We start from the raw sequence: 14,706 nt of genomic DNA on the forward strand, positions 1-14,706 counted from the left end.
ACCGAAAAAACCAGCCAACAGGTGGACGCCTTAAAGGAAAATCCCAATATCGTCTTCGTCGAGCTGGACGCTACCTTAGTGGCCGATGAAGCCGCCTTTGCCCAGGAAGTTAACCGCTGCCTGGAACTTGAAGAAGCCGCCATTCGAGCTGGGAAAACAGTGTGTGTGTACACCACCCGGAAGCTTATCACCGCCGATACCGGGGATAAAGAAGACGACCTGCGGCTATCCGTCCGGATTTCCGATGCCGTCCAATCTTTAGTGGGCCGCCTGAGCGTGGTCCCCAGCTTTGTCATCGCCAAGGGCGGGATCACCTCTTCGGATGTGGGCACCAAGGCCCTGGCAGTGAAAAAAGCCAATGTCCTCGGCCAGATCAAACCAGGGATTCCCGTGTGGCAAACCGGGGCGGAAAGTAAATTCCCCCTGACGCCCTATGTGATCTTCCCGGGGAATGTGGGGGAAATCACGACCCTGAGGGAAGCGGCGGAAGTGTTGATGTCTGTAAAGTAGTTTAATCAATATAAAAATTTTTAGGAGGTAATATTATGTTTATGTTTTTATCCCACCCACTCGATCCAGAAGGATACGCATGGCCAGGAGAACCGGTTGTGAAGGTCACCCAGTGTACCGATGTTACCGAGGATTGCCCATTCTGCAGTTTTGTATCGGAATTACCGAATCATTGCGGTACCCACATGGATGCACCCCGGCATTTTGTGAAGGATGGCCTGGACATTAATCAGCTGCCCATTGACTACTTCTGCCATACTGATGTGGCCCTGCTGGATATTCCCAAGGGACCAGCCCAGGGGATTTACAAGGAAGACTTAGAACCCTATGCGGATACCCTGTCAAAGGTGAGCTTTGTCCTCATTCGAACCGGGATGGAACAATACCGGGATACGGACCAAAACCTGTATCAGAATGAAGGGGCTTACATTGCCCCAAGTGCTGGGGATTACCTGACAGAAAACTTCCCGAATTTAAAGGGCGTGGGGATGGACTTCCTGGCCATTGGCTCTGCTTCAGGCGATTGCCCCGAGGGTGAACTGCCACCGGATTGCCATCGTCATATGCTGGGATATTATACGGGTAAGTTTGTCACCGGTGTAGAGGATATGCACCTGTCTGAAATTCCCGCAGGGGCTAAGATCACCCGGTTCTTCAACGCACCCCTGCGCATTAAAGGACTGGATTCCAGCCAAGTCGTTTGTATTGCAGAAATTGAAATGTAATCATTCAGAATTTTAATAAAAGACTCCGCCTTTTGGGCGGGGTCTTTTATTGTAGATATGATTATTTTGAAAGAAGTTCTAAATTAATATGCTTCGCAATATTAAGATGATGGTCTAATTGTTCTTCCAGCCCAATGATATCCTGATTGCGGATCATGGACATCATGTGCAGGTGCTCGGTTACAGTATCAGCCATTCGGCCTTCTTTTGAAAAAGAGGTGACATTGAGCCAGAAAATGCGATACATAAAACTGCGGTACATTTCCAGCATGGTGGCATTGCCTACAAATTGGACCATGCTTCGATGAAATTCATAATCCCGACGGGCAAAATCCTCACTGGAGCCAGTATTTTCCACAATTTCTCGTTGAAGGTCAATTTTCCGTTGAAGCTTATCCACACAGGCCTTTCCTCCGGGGGTGTCCATGTTATGGCACAACTCCCGCAGACAATAGGCCTCAATGGCGTTGCGGATTTGGTAGGTCTCCACAATATCCTCCTGGGTCATGGTGTGGAGGCGGAAGCCCTTGCTAGGGAGGATATCGATATAACGTTCCTGCTCCAAACGAAGGACCGCATCCCGGAGGGGGGTTTTGGACAGCCCCATCTTTTTAGCCATTTGATTGAGAGAATAGATATGCCCAGGCTCAAGCTCACCTTTTTTAATGCTGTCGATGAGGTAGTCGTAGGCCTGTATTTGCAGTAGGGTGGTTTCTTTCACTTGCATTTCCTCGGTCATTTTAATTTAATATAGTTTAATCCTATCATCCTGGGAAAGCGATGTCAAATCAAAGTCCATATCCAGGGTGATTTATTGTGATAAGGCGATTTTTTATGCTATAATGGATACAAAGTGAAACCGATTTGAGGAGGCAGTGATGAGCGAGCCAAAAAAAAATATAAGAATCGGAGATATCCTGGTCAATGATGGGTATATTACCGATGCACAGCTTGGTGAGGCCCTGGCTTACCAAAAAGTAGACCGCAGCAAGCGCCTGGGAGCCATTCTTGTAGATACTGGATATGTGACAGAGGAGCAGGTCCTGACAGCACTGGCAAAGCGGTTGGATCTCAAGGTGATTCGGATGGCCGATTTGGTAGTGGACATGACCGCAGCCGCTGAAATCCCAAGGAATATTGCAGAAAAATACGGTGTCATCCCCGTTGCAGAAAAACAAGGACATCTTTTAGTGGCTCTGAACGATCCCCTGGATTTTTATGCTCTGGAAGATCTCCGGATGATTACCGGGAAGATTATCGACACGGTGCTGGCCACCCGGGAAGAAATTGCCAAGGCCATCGATGCCACCTATTCTGAAATTGAAGCGAAGAAGGCAGCCAGTGAGGCGAATCTGGCAGTGGAGGATTCAGAGACCCTTTCGGTGGTAGAAGAATTGGATGCTGATGGCAGCGATGCGCCGGTGGTCAACCTCATTAACTCCATCTTGATTAAGGGGTTTAATGCCGGGGCCAGCGATATCCACATCGAGCCCTTTGAAACGCAGACTGTTGTTCGGATGCGGATTGATGGCCTTATTGTTGAGTACCTGACCTTATCACCGACCCTCCATCAAAACCTTATCGCCCGGATTAAGATACTTTCCAATTTGGATATTGCGGAACGGCGTCTCCCCCAGGATGGTCATTTCCGGGTACGGATAAAGGGAACAGAGATGAATATCCGGACCTCCCTCATTCCCACGGTGTATGGTGAAAAGGCAGTGCTGCGGTTTTTGAGTCTGAACACCCGCCTGGACCATGCCGAAACCTTTGGTATGGAAACCGAGGATTATGAAAAGATGCTCCGTATCCTCCAAAGTCCCCATGGCATCGTCTATATGACCGGTCCCACGGGAAGTGGGAAAACCACAACCCTGTACATGATCTTAGAGATGTTTTCCCAAAAGAATGTCAACATCAGTACCATTGAAGACCCCGTGGAACGAAACCTGGATGGTATCAACCAAACCCAGGTCAATCCCCAGGCCGGCCTGACCTTTGAGGTGGGGCTGCGGTCCCTGCTCCGCCAGGACCCGGACATTATCATGGTGGGGGAAACCCGGGACGCAGAAACCGCGGATATCGCCGTTCGGGCTGCCATCACCGGTCACTTGGTGCTCTCCACCCTCCATACCAACGATGCCGTTTCTTCCATTGTCAGGCTGATTGACATGGGGGTGGAGCCCTACATGGTGGCCAATTCCCTGACGGGCTTGGTGGCCCAGCGTCTGGTGAAAAAGATCTGCCCCAATTGTAAGGAGGCCTACACCCCGACCCCTGCGGAAAAGGAAATTTTAGGGCAGGATGTGGCGGTACTTTATCGGGGGAAGGGGTGCCATCAGTGCAATGGCACGGGCTACAAAGGGCGAATTGCCGTCCACGAGATTTTGGCCATTGACCGGGAGCTGCGCAATATGATCTCCCGGAATGTCCCTGCCGAGGAAATTTATGCCTATGTGGAAAAGAACGAGAAAATCCACTATCTGCGCCAGAGCCTGGTCCGGCTGGTCCTCTCCGGGGTCACCACCATGGAAGAGCTGCTGAAGGTGACCTACTATGTGGATTAATGGATGCAAATTTGGAAGGAAAATGACATGTCAACCCTTTTAGAACTCATTGATTTTGGACGGAAAAATGATTGCTCGGATATTCATCTGACGGCGGAGCTAAAGCCCGTATTCAGAAAGAACGGTGCCCTGGCCCAGGGGCCCTTTGAAATGACCAGGGATGAAATAGAAAACATGATCTGGGGAATGATGGATGAGCGTCAGCGGGGGAAGATCGAGGCCGGCCAGGATTCGGACTTCTGCTACGTCACCCCGGAAGGGCTGCGCCAGCGTGTCAATGTTTATCGCCAGCAGGGGGAGATGACGGCGGCCATCCGGCTGCTGAACGATCGGATTCCCGATTTTGAGGATTTAAAGCTTCCCCCGGTGATCAGACGCCTGGCCAGCGAGCCCCGGGGATTGATTTTGGTGACGGGTCCAACGGGAAGTGGAAAATCCACCACCCTGGCGGCCATGTTAGACTATATCAATACCAATTACCAGAAGCATATCCTCACCATTGAGGATCCGGTGGAGTATAAGCACAACCATAAGCGCAGCATGGTCCATCAGCGGGAGGTGGACGTGGATGTGGTCAGCTTTGCCGATGCCCTGCGCTCCGCCCTCCGGGAGGACCCGGATGTTATTCTAGTGGGGGAAATGCGGGACTTCGAGACCATTTCTGCGGCAGTAACCGCCGCAGAAACCGGCCATTTGGTCCTCTCCACCCTGCACACCATTGGCGCCGCCAACACTATTGACCGGATTATCGATGTTTTCCCCTCCCACAGCCAGCAGCAAATCCGGACCCAGTTGGCTGCAACCCTTAAAGGGGTTATTACCCAACAGCTGGTGCCCCTGGCCACGGGAGAAGGTCGGATGGCTGCCCATGAAATTATGACTGGCACCGATGCGGTCCTCAATATGATCCGGGAAAATAAAACCCACCAGCTGGCCTCGGTGATGCAGACCGGGGGCAAGGAAGGCATGCATACCTTGAATGCCAACCTGGCCAAGCTCGTGAAGGATCAGCTGATCAGCTTTGATGTGGGCCATGATTGGGCGTCAGATAAAAGCGAATTTAATCAGTATTTTGTCTAGTAAAGGCGAAAAGTTGTTCTCTAGAAGACGTGAAGATCCTTATGGATTGATAAAAATATATTAATCTAAGAAAATATTAAGAAAACCATTGACGCGAATTGACCTTAATGTTAGAATGAATTAAAACTAGTAAAAAACATATCCATTTGGCTAAGCTGTTGAAAAGCAGTGGCGCAAAGCTATAGGGGCTTCTCTGCACTAGCAGAATGCCAGCCAGTTGCACTTTCAGCGGCTTTGTCAGAGAGGATAAGATAGAGTCGCTTTTTTAGTGCATTGGTTTGATGCCATTCGTGGTGACACGAAACGAATGCATTAGCATTCGGCAGAATTTATTCTGCAAGGGAGGATACCCCTCATCCTCCCTTTTTTTGTGCCATGAACCGCCTTTTTCCAAGGGCGTTATTTTTTTGAGGCGTAACGGCCCAAAAATCGGAAGCGGACGGTGCCCTGGATGAGCTCGGCGATGGCATCGTCCACGGTGGCGCTGTCCTCGGCACCCAAAAAATCGAGGAAGAATTGGTACTCCCAATTCGCATCGGGGATGGGCCGGGATTCGATTTTACAGAGGTTGAGATGATGGCGTTCAAAAATCCCCAGGACCGTATAAAGGGCACCGGTGTAGTGGGGCAGGTGGAAGGCGATGCTCATTTTATCCTGATTTGGGCGATTCTCCATCTGGGCAGCCACTATCACGAATCGGGTGGTGTTCTGGGTGGCAGTGTTGATACCCTCGGCCAGGATATTCAAGTGATGGATCTGGGCGGCCCGGGGGCTTGCGATGGCACCGTAGGCGGGGTTCTTGGCTTCAGCAACCATTTGGGCAGCCACCGCCGTATTGTGCCAGGGAATACAAGTCCACTGGGGATAGCCCTCTAAAAAGCGCCCGGATTGCTGGAAGCCCTGGGGATGGGAGTAAATTTCCTGAAGAGTATCCAGAGTGGCACCCTCGGCGGCCATCAGGCATTGGATGATGGCCCGCTTTTCCTCACCGACGATAAAGCATCGATAGTCAGAGAGCAGATCGTAGACAGCCGCAATGGCACCGGTGGAGCTGTTTTCAATGGGCAGGACCCCGTAGTGGGCCCCACCGCCGGTAATGCTTTTAAAAACATCCTCAAAGGAAGCATGGGAGATGAAATGAGCCGATTCCCCAAAAAAAGACATGGCGGCATCCTCGGTGTGGGAGCCCGCTGTTCCGGAAAAGGCCACATCCGGGTGAGGAACGGGGAGGCGGCGATGGGCAATCTGCTCCTGATAGTCCTTTAATTGGTCCGTTTGTTCAATGGTGGGAAATTTGTTCATTTCTGTCCTCTCAGTCCAATGGTTTTATAGTATACTATTATCGACAATCCCTCTTAAATTGTCAAACTGGAAATTTTAAGAAAGCTTCGGTAAAATGAAAAACAGCTAAAAAATGTTCTGTTGAAATTCGAAAAGAATGAGGCGATCCATCATGATTAAATTAGCAGCAGGGAGATTTGGAAAGGCAAAAGCCATTGAAGGTTTTGCCAATGCCGGAGGCACCCATATTCATTACCGCATGGAGGGATCCGGTCCGGCGGTACTCCTCCTCCATGGGAATGGAGAGGATATGGGGATTTTTGAACCGCATATCGCAGTTTTAAAGGATCACTTTACCGTCGTGTGCCTGGATACCCGGGGACATGGGCGGTCTGAACCAGGGGAAGAACCATGGAGCATGGCCCTCTTTGCGGTGGATATTTCCCGGGTAATGGATGCCCTTTCCATTGAAAAGGCGGCAGTTGTCGGCTTTTCCGACGGGGGAAACATTGCCCTGCAGCTGGCCATCAGCTGCCCCCAGCGAGTGACCGCCATTGTGCCGGTGGGGGCCAATGCCTGGCCATCAGGCCTGCGTCCGATGGCCTGGCTTTTCATTCATTTCAGCTATGTCGGTTTGTGTCTGGCAGCCCCCTTTTCCAAAGATCTCGCCCATAAACGTCGGCAGTACGCCCTGATGGTCAAAGAGCCAAAGATGAATCGAACCGTCCTGGAGGGCATTGAGGCACCAACCTTGATCATTTCTGGTACAAGGGATATTGTCACCCGTCGGCACACCCAAACCATGGCCGCAGCGATTCCAGGGGCTTCTTTGCTTTATCAGGAAGGTGCGCTCCATGATGATTTCATCACACACCCGGAGGTATATTTGCCGGCGATTATGGAGTTCTTATTGAAAGTGGGTGAAGGGCAGAAGGACGCATAGAATGTGCTTAAGAAGGGATACTGTTCATTTCAACCCGGGTGTATCTGTGGTATAATATCAAACAGAATCGATTAAAATTGGGAGTTGATACAATGGCGGATGAAAAAAAAGATAGTAATATCGGTGAGGATATTGGGAAAATCGTACAGGATGCCATTTCCTCCGTAAATTATGAACAATTGGGGTCCATGATTTCAAGTACGGTGGATAAAGCTTTAGTGGAAGCCAAAAAGGGCATTAAAAAGGGACAGTACCAAATGGAAAAGTCCATTAAGGCGGCCCAGGTGGCAGCGACGAACCAGTCCCCTCAGCCTAAGCCCATGCGGGCGCCTGTGGCAAAATCCCCTGCCGGAACGGTCTCCGGGCCATTCCTGGTCGTTGGGAGTGTCGTGACGATTATCGCCGCAGCAGGAATGGCCGGTGCTGCACTCATTGGCGGATTAGGCATTGGCCTACAGATTGTCAGTGCAGGGCTTTTGGTTCTGGGGGGATACATGGGGGGAAAGGCCAAGAGCCTGATGAACCGGGTTACCCGATTTCGTAAATATGTGAAACAGCTGGGGGGCCGGGCCTACGTGGATACCAAGGAGTTGGCGGATACCATCGGGAAATCCCAGCGATATGTGGATAAGGACCTCAATCGGATGATTGAAGCCCGAATGTTTCCTGAAGGGCGTATTACCGATGATGGTCAAATGCTCCTCCTCAGTGATGATGCCTATGAGGCCTACAAGAAAATGAAAGAGGGGGAACGGCTGCAGCAGGAGGCAATCCAAAGACAACAGCAGGCAGAGGAGCAGCAGCGCAGGCTGGAGGCTGAAAACCCCGTGTATAAAGAAGTCCGCCTGGTAATTGAAGAGGGTGAAGCCAATATTCGGCAAATCCAAGAGGCCAATGCGGCCATTCCGGAGGAATCCGTATCCCGGAAGTTAGACCGTCTGGAAACCATCATTCGAAAAATCTTTGATTTCATCCAGAAAAATCCGGATCAGCTTATGGAAATAAGGCGGTTTATGGGCTATTATTTGCCCACTACCTTAAAGTTGGTTAATGCCTACAAGGATCTGGAGGCAGAACCAGTCCAGGGGCCCAATATTAAGCGTTCCAAGGACGAAATTGAAGAAACCCTGGATACCATCAGCAGCGCCTTTGAAAAGCTCCTGGACAGCTTTTATCAGGATACGGCCATGGACATTTCCACGGATATCTCCGTCATGAAGACAATGTTCGCCCAGGAAGGTTTAACCGAGGATGGTCTGTTGCAAATGAATAAGGAATCTTAAAATGGAGGAGATCGTATGAGTGATGAATTAAAAATGGAAGGGGTAAAAACCCCAAGCCTGACCCTGGACCCCTTTGCTGGTGCGGAGTCTAAGCCAGAGCTGACCCTAGAGGTGCCCCAGGCTAAGGCCGTGGAACAGGTGGTGGAGGAAAACCCCCTGACCCCCGAGGAACAGCGCATGGTGGATGAATTCGCCAGACAAATCAATATCAATGATTCCAACCTGGTCATGCAGTACGGAGCTGGGGCACAAAAGAAAATTGCCGATTTTTCCGATACCGCTCTGGACAACGTCAAAACCCAGGATTTGGGTGAGGTTGGGAATATGCTGACCAGTATGGTTGTTGAGTTGAAAAAGTTTGACGTTGATGAAGAGGATAAGGGGATTTTTGGCTTTTTCAAAAAAGGGGCCAATAAAATCGAAGGTATGAAAGCCAAATACGCCGCGGCGGAAACCAACGTCAACAAAATTTGTGATGTTTTGGAAGGGCATCAGATCCAGCTCCTCAAGGACATCGCCATGTTGGATAAGATGTATGATATCAACCTGACCTACTTTAAAGAGCTGTCCATGTACATTCTGGCTGGGAAGAAAAAGCTGGAAGAGGTACAAACCGTCGATCTGCCGGCTTTGGTGGAAAAATCGAAACGGACGGGTCTCCCTGAGGATGCCCAGGCCGCCAACGATTTAGCCTCCATGTGCAACCGCTTTGAAAAGAAGCTTCATGACTTAGAACTTACCCGGGTCATCTCCATGCAAATGGCACCCCAAATCCGGTTGGTCCAAAATAATGATACCCTGATGGCAGAAAAGATCCAATCCTCCCTGGTCAACACCATTCCTCTGTGGAAGAGCCAGATGGTCCTGGCCCTGGGCGTCGCCCACTCCACCGAGGCCGCAAAGGCCCAAAGTCAGGTGACAGATATGACCAATGCGCTGCTGCGTAAAAACGCCGAAACTTTAAAGATCAACACCATTGAGACGGCCAAGGAATCGGAAAAGGGTATTGTAGACATCGAAACCTTAAAGAAAACCAATGAGTCTTTAATTTCGACCTTTGATGAGGTCCTCCAGATCCAGGCCGATGGACGCCAAAAACGGCGTGAGGCAGAGGTCGAGCTGGCCAAGATCGAAGGCGAATTAAAGAATAAGCTTTTAGAGATCTCCCAAAAGCATTAGGCGACCAGCCCTCAAAAGGGTATTGCCCAAAGAGAATGCTTAAGAAATGTTTGCATTACACACAAGATATAGTGCCTGTGCAAGGGATTACACGCTGTAAAAAAATATTTAATTTACATATTGACTTTAAGATTTGCAATTGCTAAAATATTTGCTTTACTTTTATTGAAAAACCTGATATACTATTTTCAGAACAAGCAGTGAGGTGAAGTGAATGCAAAAACAACGGGCGACGATTAATGATGTCAAACGTGAAGTCGAATCTTACCGCGGTTGCCGCATCAAGCTGGAAGCACATAAGAGCAAAAAAAAACTTTATCATAAAGAAGGCGTGATTGAAGGAACTTATCCAAGTATTTTTACGGTTAAGGTCAAGGAGGAAAAACGGGCACCACAGCGTTTATCTTTCTCTTACTCCGATGTATTGACACGCAGTGTGAAAATTGACTTGTTGGACACCGAAATTGAGGGCGCTTTTACGTATTAAGAATGATGAAAAAACTGAACCAGGGTAGATGCCCTGGTTTTTTTGTGCGATAAATTATTCAGGTTTTACTGCTGATTTCCGAAGATATGTTATACTTAAAACAGCAAAAGCAAGAAAGTGCCAGGAGGAATGACGAATGGAGGGGACGATGTTAATGGATTATGGCCGGTTGTTGCTCATGGCCTTACTCTTTGACGGCGTGGTTTATCTGGTGTATCGTTTCGATTCAAAACGTCAGAAACAGCTGGGAAGGGCGGACTTTTGGCATCGTCAAATCGTCATTGGCATTCTCTTTGGGATTTTAGCTAACCTGGCCACCACCTTTGGCATTGACATCGATGGGGCCATCATCAATGTGCGGGATGCTGCGCCCCTATGTGCCGGGCTGATCTTCGGGGCACCGGCAGGAATCATTGCCGGGATAATCGGCGGGGTGGGACGATGGTTTGCCATTTACTGGGGAGCGGGCACTTACACCCGCCTGGCCTGCAGTATCTCGACGGTCCTGGCTGGGGTGTTGGCAGCATTGCTGCGACGAAAGCTGTTGGATGATAAAAAACCGACATGGACCTTTGGTCTGCTTATTGCCATGGTGATGGAGGTTTTTCATATGCTGATGATCTTCATCACCAATATGGGAGATATCCAGCGGGATTTTGCTTTTGTCAGACAATGCAGCTTCCCCATGATGATCATTAATGGTCTGTGTGTAATGGTGGCGCTTTTGGCCATTGCGGCGAACAGCGAAGAATGTCGGGTGCGCAGTAAAGGCCAGCAGCGAATTGTCCAGACCTTCGAGCGCTGGCTACTCTTCTGTGTCACCATTGCTTTCCTGGTAGCGAGTGTCTTTATTTTCATTTTGCAAACGGCCTTGGCCGAGAAATCCATTGATACTATCTTAGGGGTTCAGGTGTCCGATATCAGCCGGGCGTTACAGGCATCTGGAGAAGCGTCAGCCAATGGGCACATCGGGACCTCCGGGGGCATCATCCTGGCAGATGCATCCGGGCGGATTTTGAGTGACGGCAGAGGTGCGACCGGTCAAACCCTTGGGGATATTGGCATTGATTTGCAGGGGGGGGAGCCTGGGGTCCGGTTTGAAAGCCAGGTCTACCACTGGGAGGCCTTTGTCCTTTACAGCACACTGGGGGACACGACCATCATTGCCTATGCACCCATAGATGAAGTTTTCTTTACCCGGGATGTTTCGGCCTATGTGGTGGCGTTTATGGATGTTCTGGTCTTTGCCGCGCTCTACATTATGGTCTATTCACTCATCAAAAAAAAGGTGGTGGCCAATATCCAGGAAATCAACCGCTCTTTAGCCCAGATTACCAGCGGCAATCTGTAGGTCACGGTGGATGTCCGGAGTAATGCCGAGTTTGCCTCCCTGTCCGATGATATCAATGTCACCGTCAAGACCCTGAAGCAGTACATCGCCGATGCGGCTGAGCGCATCGACCAGGAGCTGGCCTTTGCCCGGGCGGTTCAGGCATCGACCTTGCCGGATACCTTTAAGCCCTTTCCGGACTACGCTGGAATGTTTGATATTTACGCCACCATGGATACCGCCAAGGAGGTGGGGGGCGATTTCTTCGATTTCTATCTTCTGGATTCGGACCATTTGGTCTTTCTGGTGGCGGATGTTTCCGGTAAGGGCATTCCCGCCGCCATGTTTATGATGACGGTTAAGACGCTGTTGAAAAGTGTGGTGGAAACGGGGGTTGGTGTCGCGGAGGCCATGACGGGTGCCAATGAAGAGCTCTGTGCTGGCAATGATGAAGGGATGTTTGTCACCGCTTGGATGGGAATGCTGGAAATCTCAACGGGAGAGGTCCGCTTTGTCAATGCGGGTCACAATCCCCCCTATTTGAAAAAGTCCGGGATTTTCAAACCCCTTGAGATGCGGAGAAATCTGGTGCTGGGGGCCATGGAGGGTATTCAATATGCCGAGCAGCGCCTGACCCTTACGCCGGGGGGTGCCCCCCGGAGATCGTGGTAAAATATGGTATTGCCCTGGATGAGGTGGTGGCCAATATCATCATCCATGGGGATGCCCGGGAGATTCGAATCACCTGCAGCGTCGGGGCGGGGCAGGTCCAGGTGACGGTGTGGGATGACGGCTCGGTTTTTGACCCCACCCGGCAGTCAGACCCGCTCCTCACTGGAGGGGCGGAGGAGCGGGCCCTGGGGGGGGGCTGGGTATCTACTTGGTGAAAAAGCTCATGGATGAGGTGTCCTACAGCCGGGAGGGGGATGCAAACCGTCTCCGGCTGGTTAAAAGCCTTGGGTAAGCTTGGGCTATTGGAAGGTTAGGATATCGGTGAAGCCGGTGATATCGAAGACCTCCATGATCGCATCGTTGACCCCGGTGAGAATCATGTCTCCTTACTTGTTCATGGTCTTTTGGGCGGACAGCAGGACCCGCAGTCCCGCGGAGGAAAGGTATTCCATGGCGGTAAAATCAAATACCAGCTTTTGGATGCCCGCGATGGATTCCTTGAGGGTCATTTCCAGCTGAAGCGCAGTGGACGTATCCAGACGGCCGGATCAGGCGATGGTGAGGCAGCTGCCTTCGTAGGTTTTGGTAATGGTCATTTTATTTCCAGTGATTACATTTCGGTGTTGGTGATGATATCCTGCAGGGTGGCCAGCAGCTCCTCGCAAATCAGGCGCATGCGCAGGCAGTCGCCGGCCGGCAGGCCGAAGCGGCCGCTGTCGGCCTCCACGGCAGACAGGATATCCGCCATGGGTTGGTTCAGCGGGATTTCATGAATGGCTGACATGGGCGGTCGTCTCCTTAAAGATTATTTAAACTGCAAATATAATCGCATTATATCATTACAGATTCATGGTAGGATATAAGAAATTATAAAAGTTGGAGGTAACAGGATGGCAGCAAAGATTTTGATGGTGGGCAGTATCATGATGGATTTGATTCTGCAGATGGAGCGCGTTCCCGATCCCAGTGAAAGTGTTCTGGGGGATAGCTACAAGAATGCCGGTGGCGGCAAGGGCTCTAACTCTGCCGTAGCGGCATCCCGGGTGGGAGCTGATGTTGCTGTTTATTGTACGTTGGGACAGGATGCCAATGGGGAAGCCCTAAAGGGAATGCTGGAAGCCGAAGGAATGGATACCGACTATATACAGCTGGTGGAGGGTCAGAGTACGGGAATGGCCGTTATTCTTTTAGAAGAAAGCGGGATGAACCGCATTATCATCTACAAGGGGGCCAACGACGCCACTGCTCCGGATGCCTTGGCTGGCGCTTTTGCCAAGGCACCCCAGGCCGTTATGATGCAGCTGGAAATCCCCCTGGAAACCAATATTGCCGCCCTTGAGATGGCAAGGGAAAAGGGAATCATTACCTGTCTCGATGCCGGCCCGGCCCAGGATTATCCCCTGGAAAAAATGAAGGGGTTGACCATCCTCTCCCCCAACGAAACCGAAACCAAGGCTTTGGTTGGGATTCTGCCTGTGGACGAGGACACCTGTCTGGAAGCATCCAGGAAGCTTATAGAACGCGCCCATTGCCAGTATGTGGTACTGAAGATGGGGGACAAGGGCTCCTATATCTACGGTGAGGGCATCCAGGAGATGGTGCCGCCCTATACGGTCGATTGTGTGGATCCTACCGCCGCTGGGGATGCCTTTACCGGGGCATTGGTGAAGATGTATGTGGAAACCGGGGATATCCTCGCAGCGGCTAAATACGCCAATGCCGTGGGGGGGTTAGCCTGTACCAAACTTGGGGCCCAGCCATCACTGCCTACGGCAGAGGAAGTGGATGCTTTCCTGGCGAAGCAATAGGAGGGGTTTGTCCCTTTAGGTAACGGCAGAGGGCGGCTGTTCGCAGATTGTATAACCGTCATGCTCCCGCTCGTCGTACAGGCTATGCCTGTTCGCCTCAAGGTCGCGATGCCTGCTATACAATCCACGGACGGCCTAAGTATTACGGGACAAACCGATGTGAATAACCATCGTTCCATGCGCAGCACTGCGGTTGTGGTGCTGCGCTTTTAAAACGCGTTCTAAAGTGGTATAATGGTAAAAAAGTCTGGGGGTGTGCAGTGCCATGAGGTTGGCGAAAAAAGGATCAATGAGATATGTGTTGATTGTGGGAATGCTCCTGATGCTGGGGACGGCTACAGAAGGATTGTGCCCGGTTCGGGCAGAGGAACCCCTCGGCCTGGTGTCCTCCTCCCCGGCTAATAAAGCCACAGAGGTGCCCCTCAATACGATCATCGAGCTGGAGTTTAACAAAAATGTGGTGAGCACAGGGGTACGGACGGTGAACACCAATGCCATCACCCTCTGGCAAAACGACACCAAGATCCCGGTGGAGATTACCATGGCTGATGAAAATGAAGCCCCGGACCGACGGAATTATATTATTGTCACCCCTAAGGAATCCCTTCGGGAGGGTAAAACCTACACCCTGCGCATCGATACGACCATTAGTGCCCGGGACGGCAGTGTGATGGCCGGCCCAGCTAAAATAGCCTTCACCACAGTGGTGCCACCCTCTAAAAGCACTGGCAACCTACGGATGATCATTGGTCTGGTTTTGGGCTTAGGTCTGGCTATTGGTCCCATTCTTTATCATAAAGTTGAAAAAAAACACAGGGCATAAAAAAACGGCATTGCGCCG

General features: G+C 50.8%; 16 protein-coding genes, 1 pseudogene and 1 riboswitch. Of the genes and pseudogenes, 13 read left to right on the top strand and 4 right to left on the bottom strand.

Annotation, left to right across the window (positions count from 1 at the left end; genetic code table 11):
* Positions 1-510, top strand: a 510-nt coding sequence (locus BLW33_RS11465; RefSeq protein WP_278286201.1) for a nucleotide-binding domain containing protein, incomplete at its 5' end; no start/stop codon positions are given.
* A 35-nt stretch (positions 511-545) separates the two neighbouring features.
* On the top strand, positions 546-1,235 hold the full coding sequence (locus tag BLW33_RS11470; protein ID WP_090309006.1) for a cyclase family protein: 690 nt from the start codon (positions 546-548) through the stop codon (positions 1,233-1,235).
* 61 nt (positions 1,236-1,296) lie between these two features.
* Here BLW33_RS11470 and BLW33_RS11475 read toward each other — a convergent pair whose 3' ends face one another.
* Positions 1,297-1,962, bottom strand: coding sequence for a GntR family transcriptional regulator (locus tag BLW33_RS11475; RefSeq protein ID WP_242911668.1), 666 nt, complete (start codon positions 1,960-1,962; stop codon positions 1,297-1,299).
* 151 nt (positions 1,963-2,113) lie between these two features.
* Between BLW33_RS11475 and BLW33_RS11480 the strand changes: the two genes are divergently transcribed.
* The gene (locus BLW33_RS11480; RefSeq protein ID WP_090309009.1) at positions 2,114-3,802 is read left to right on the top strand and encodes a GspE/PulE family protein; all 1,689 of its coding nucleotides are present in this window, start codon (positions 2,114-2,116) and stop codon (positions 3,800-3,802) included.
* 27 nt (positions 3,803-3,829) lie between these two features.
* On the top strand, positions 3,830-4,882 hold the full coding sequence (locus BLW33_RS11485) for a type IV pilus twitching motility protein PilT (RefSeq protein ID WP_090309093.1): 1,053 nt from the start codon (positions 3,830-3,832) through the stop codon (positions 4,880-4,882).
* A 138-nt stretch (positions 4,883-5,020) separates the two neighbouring features.
* Positions 5,021-5,107: riboswitch (cyclic di-GMP riboswitch) on the top strand.
* Positions 5,108-5,281: 174 nt separating this feature from the next.
* Here the strand turns inward: BLW33_RS11485 and BLW33_RS11490 are convergent.
* Positions 5,282-6,184, bottom strand: a complete 903-nt coding sequence (locus tag BLW33_RS11490) for a prephenate dehydratase (RefSeq protein ID WP_090309011.1) — start codon at positions 6,182-6,184, stop codon at positions 5,282-5,284.
* A gap of 151 nt (positions 6,185-6,335) precedes the next feature.
* Here BLW33_RS11490 and BLW33_RS11495 point away from each other — a divergent pair, with 151 nt between their 5' ends.
* The 7 genes and pseudogenes from BLW33_RS11495 to BLW33_RS14250 all read left to right on the top strand — a co-directional run bounded on the left by BLW33_RS11495 (position 6,336) and on the right by BLW33_RS14250 (position 12,349).
* Complete coding sequence (locus tag BLW33_RS11495) at positions 6,336-7,106, top strand: alpha/beta fold hydrolase (protein ID WP_176966714.1); 771 nt, start codon at positions 6,336-6,338, stop codon at positions 7,104-7,106.
* A 92-nt stretch (positions 7,107-7,198) separates the two neighbouring features.
* Positions 7,199-8,389, top strand: coding sequence for a 5-bromo-4-chloroindolyl phosphate hydrolysis family protein (locus tag BLW33_RS11500; protein ID WP_090309016.1), 1,191 nt, complete (start codon positions 7,199-7,201; stop codon positions 8,387-8,389).
* Positions 8,390-8,404: 15 nt separating this feature from the next.
* Positions 8,405-9,568 carry a toxic anion resistance protein gene (locus BLW33_RS11505; protein ID WP_090309019.1) on the top strand — a complete coding sequence of 388 codons (1,164 nt, stop codon included), beginning with the start codon at positions 8,405-8,407 and terminating at the stop codon, positions 9,566-9,568.
* Positions 9,569-9,782: 214 nt separating this feature from the next.
* Positions 9,783-10,055, top strand: coding sequence for a Veg family protein (locus tag BLW33_RS11510; protein ID WP_090242292.1), 273 nt, complete (start codon positions 9,783-9,785; stop codon positions 10,053-10,055).
* Positions 10,056-10,191: 136 nt separating this feature from the next.
* Positions 10,192-11,406, top strand: coding sequence for a LytS/YhcK type 5TM receptor domain-containing protein (locus BLW33_RS11515; protein WP_090309021.1), 1,215 nt, complete (start codon positions 10,192-10,194; stop codon positions 11,404-11,406).
* A 6-nt stretch (positions 11,407-11,412) separates the two neighbouring features.
* The gene (locus BLW33_RS11520; protein ID WP_090309024.1) at positions 11,413-12,057 is read left to right on the top strand and encodes a PP2C family protein-serine/threonine phosphatase; all 645 of its coding nucleotides are present in this window, start codon (positions 11,413-11,415) and stop codon (positions 12,055-12,057) included.
* Between the two features lie 26 nt (positions 12,058-12,083).
* A pseudogene (locus tag BLW33_RS14250) lies at positions 12,084-12,349 on the top strand (ATP-binding protein).
* Positions 12,350-12,443: 94 nt separating this feature from the next.
* On the opposite strand, the gene BLW33_RS14520 reads toward BLW33_RS14250, so the two are convergent.
* Entirely contained in the window at positions 12,444-12,596 is a 153-nt protein-coding gene (locus BLW33_RS14520; protein WP_341456159.1) for an STAS domain-containing protein, read from the bottom strand.
* Between the two features lie 71 nt (positions 12,597-12,667).
* Complete coding sequence (locus BLW33_RS14175; protein WP_176966715.1) at positions 12,668-12,841, bottom strand: hypothetical protein; 174 nt, start codon at positions 12,839-12,841, stop codon at positions 12,668-12,670.
* 106 nt (positions 12,842-12,947) lie between these two features.
* Between BLW33_RS14175 and BLW33_RS11535 the strand changes: the two genes are divergently transcribed.
* Both BLW33_RS11535 and BLW33_RS11540 read left to right on the top strand, forming a co-directional pair.
* Positions 12,948-13,865: a ribokinase gene (locus BLW33_RS11535; RefSeq protein ID WP_090309030.1), complete on the top strand. Its 918-nt coding sequence runs from the start codon at positions 12,948-12,950 to the stop codon at positions 13,863-13,865.
* 289 nt (positions 13,866-14,154) lie between these two features.
* Positions 14,155-14,688, top strand: a complete 534-nt coding sequence (locus tag BLW33_RS11540) for an Ig-like domain-containing domain (protein WP_176966716.1) — start codon at positions 14,155-14,157, stop codon at positions 14,686-14,688.
* The last annotated feature ends 18 nt before the right edge of the window (positions 14,689-14,706 follow it).

The organism is Eubacterium aggregans (assembly GCF_900107815.1).
Taxonomy (GTDB): Bacteria; Bacillota; Clostridia; order Eubacteriales; family Eubacteriaceae; genus Eubacterium_O; species Eubacterium_O aggregans.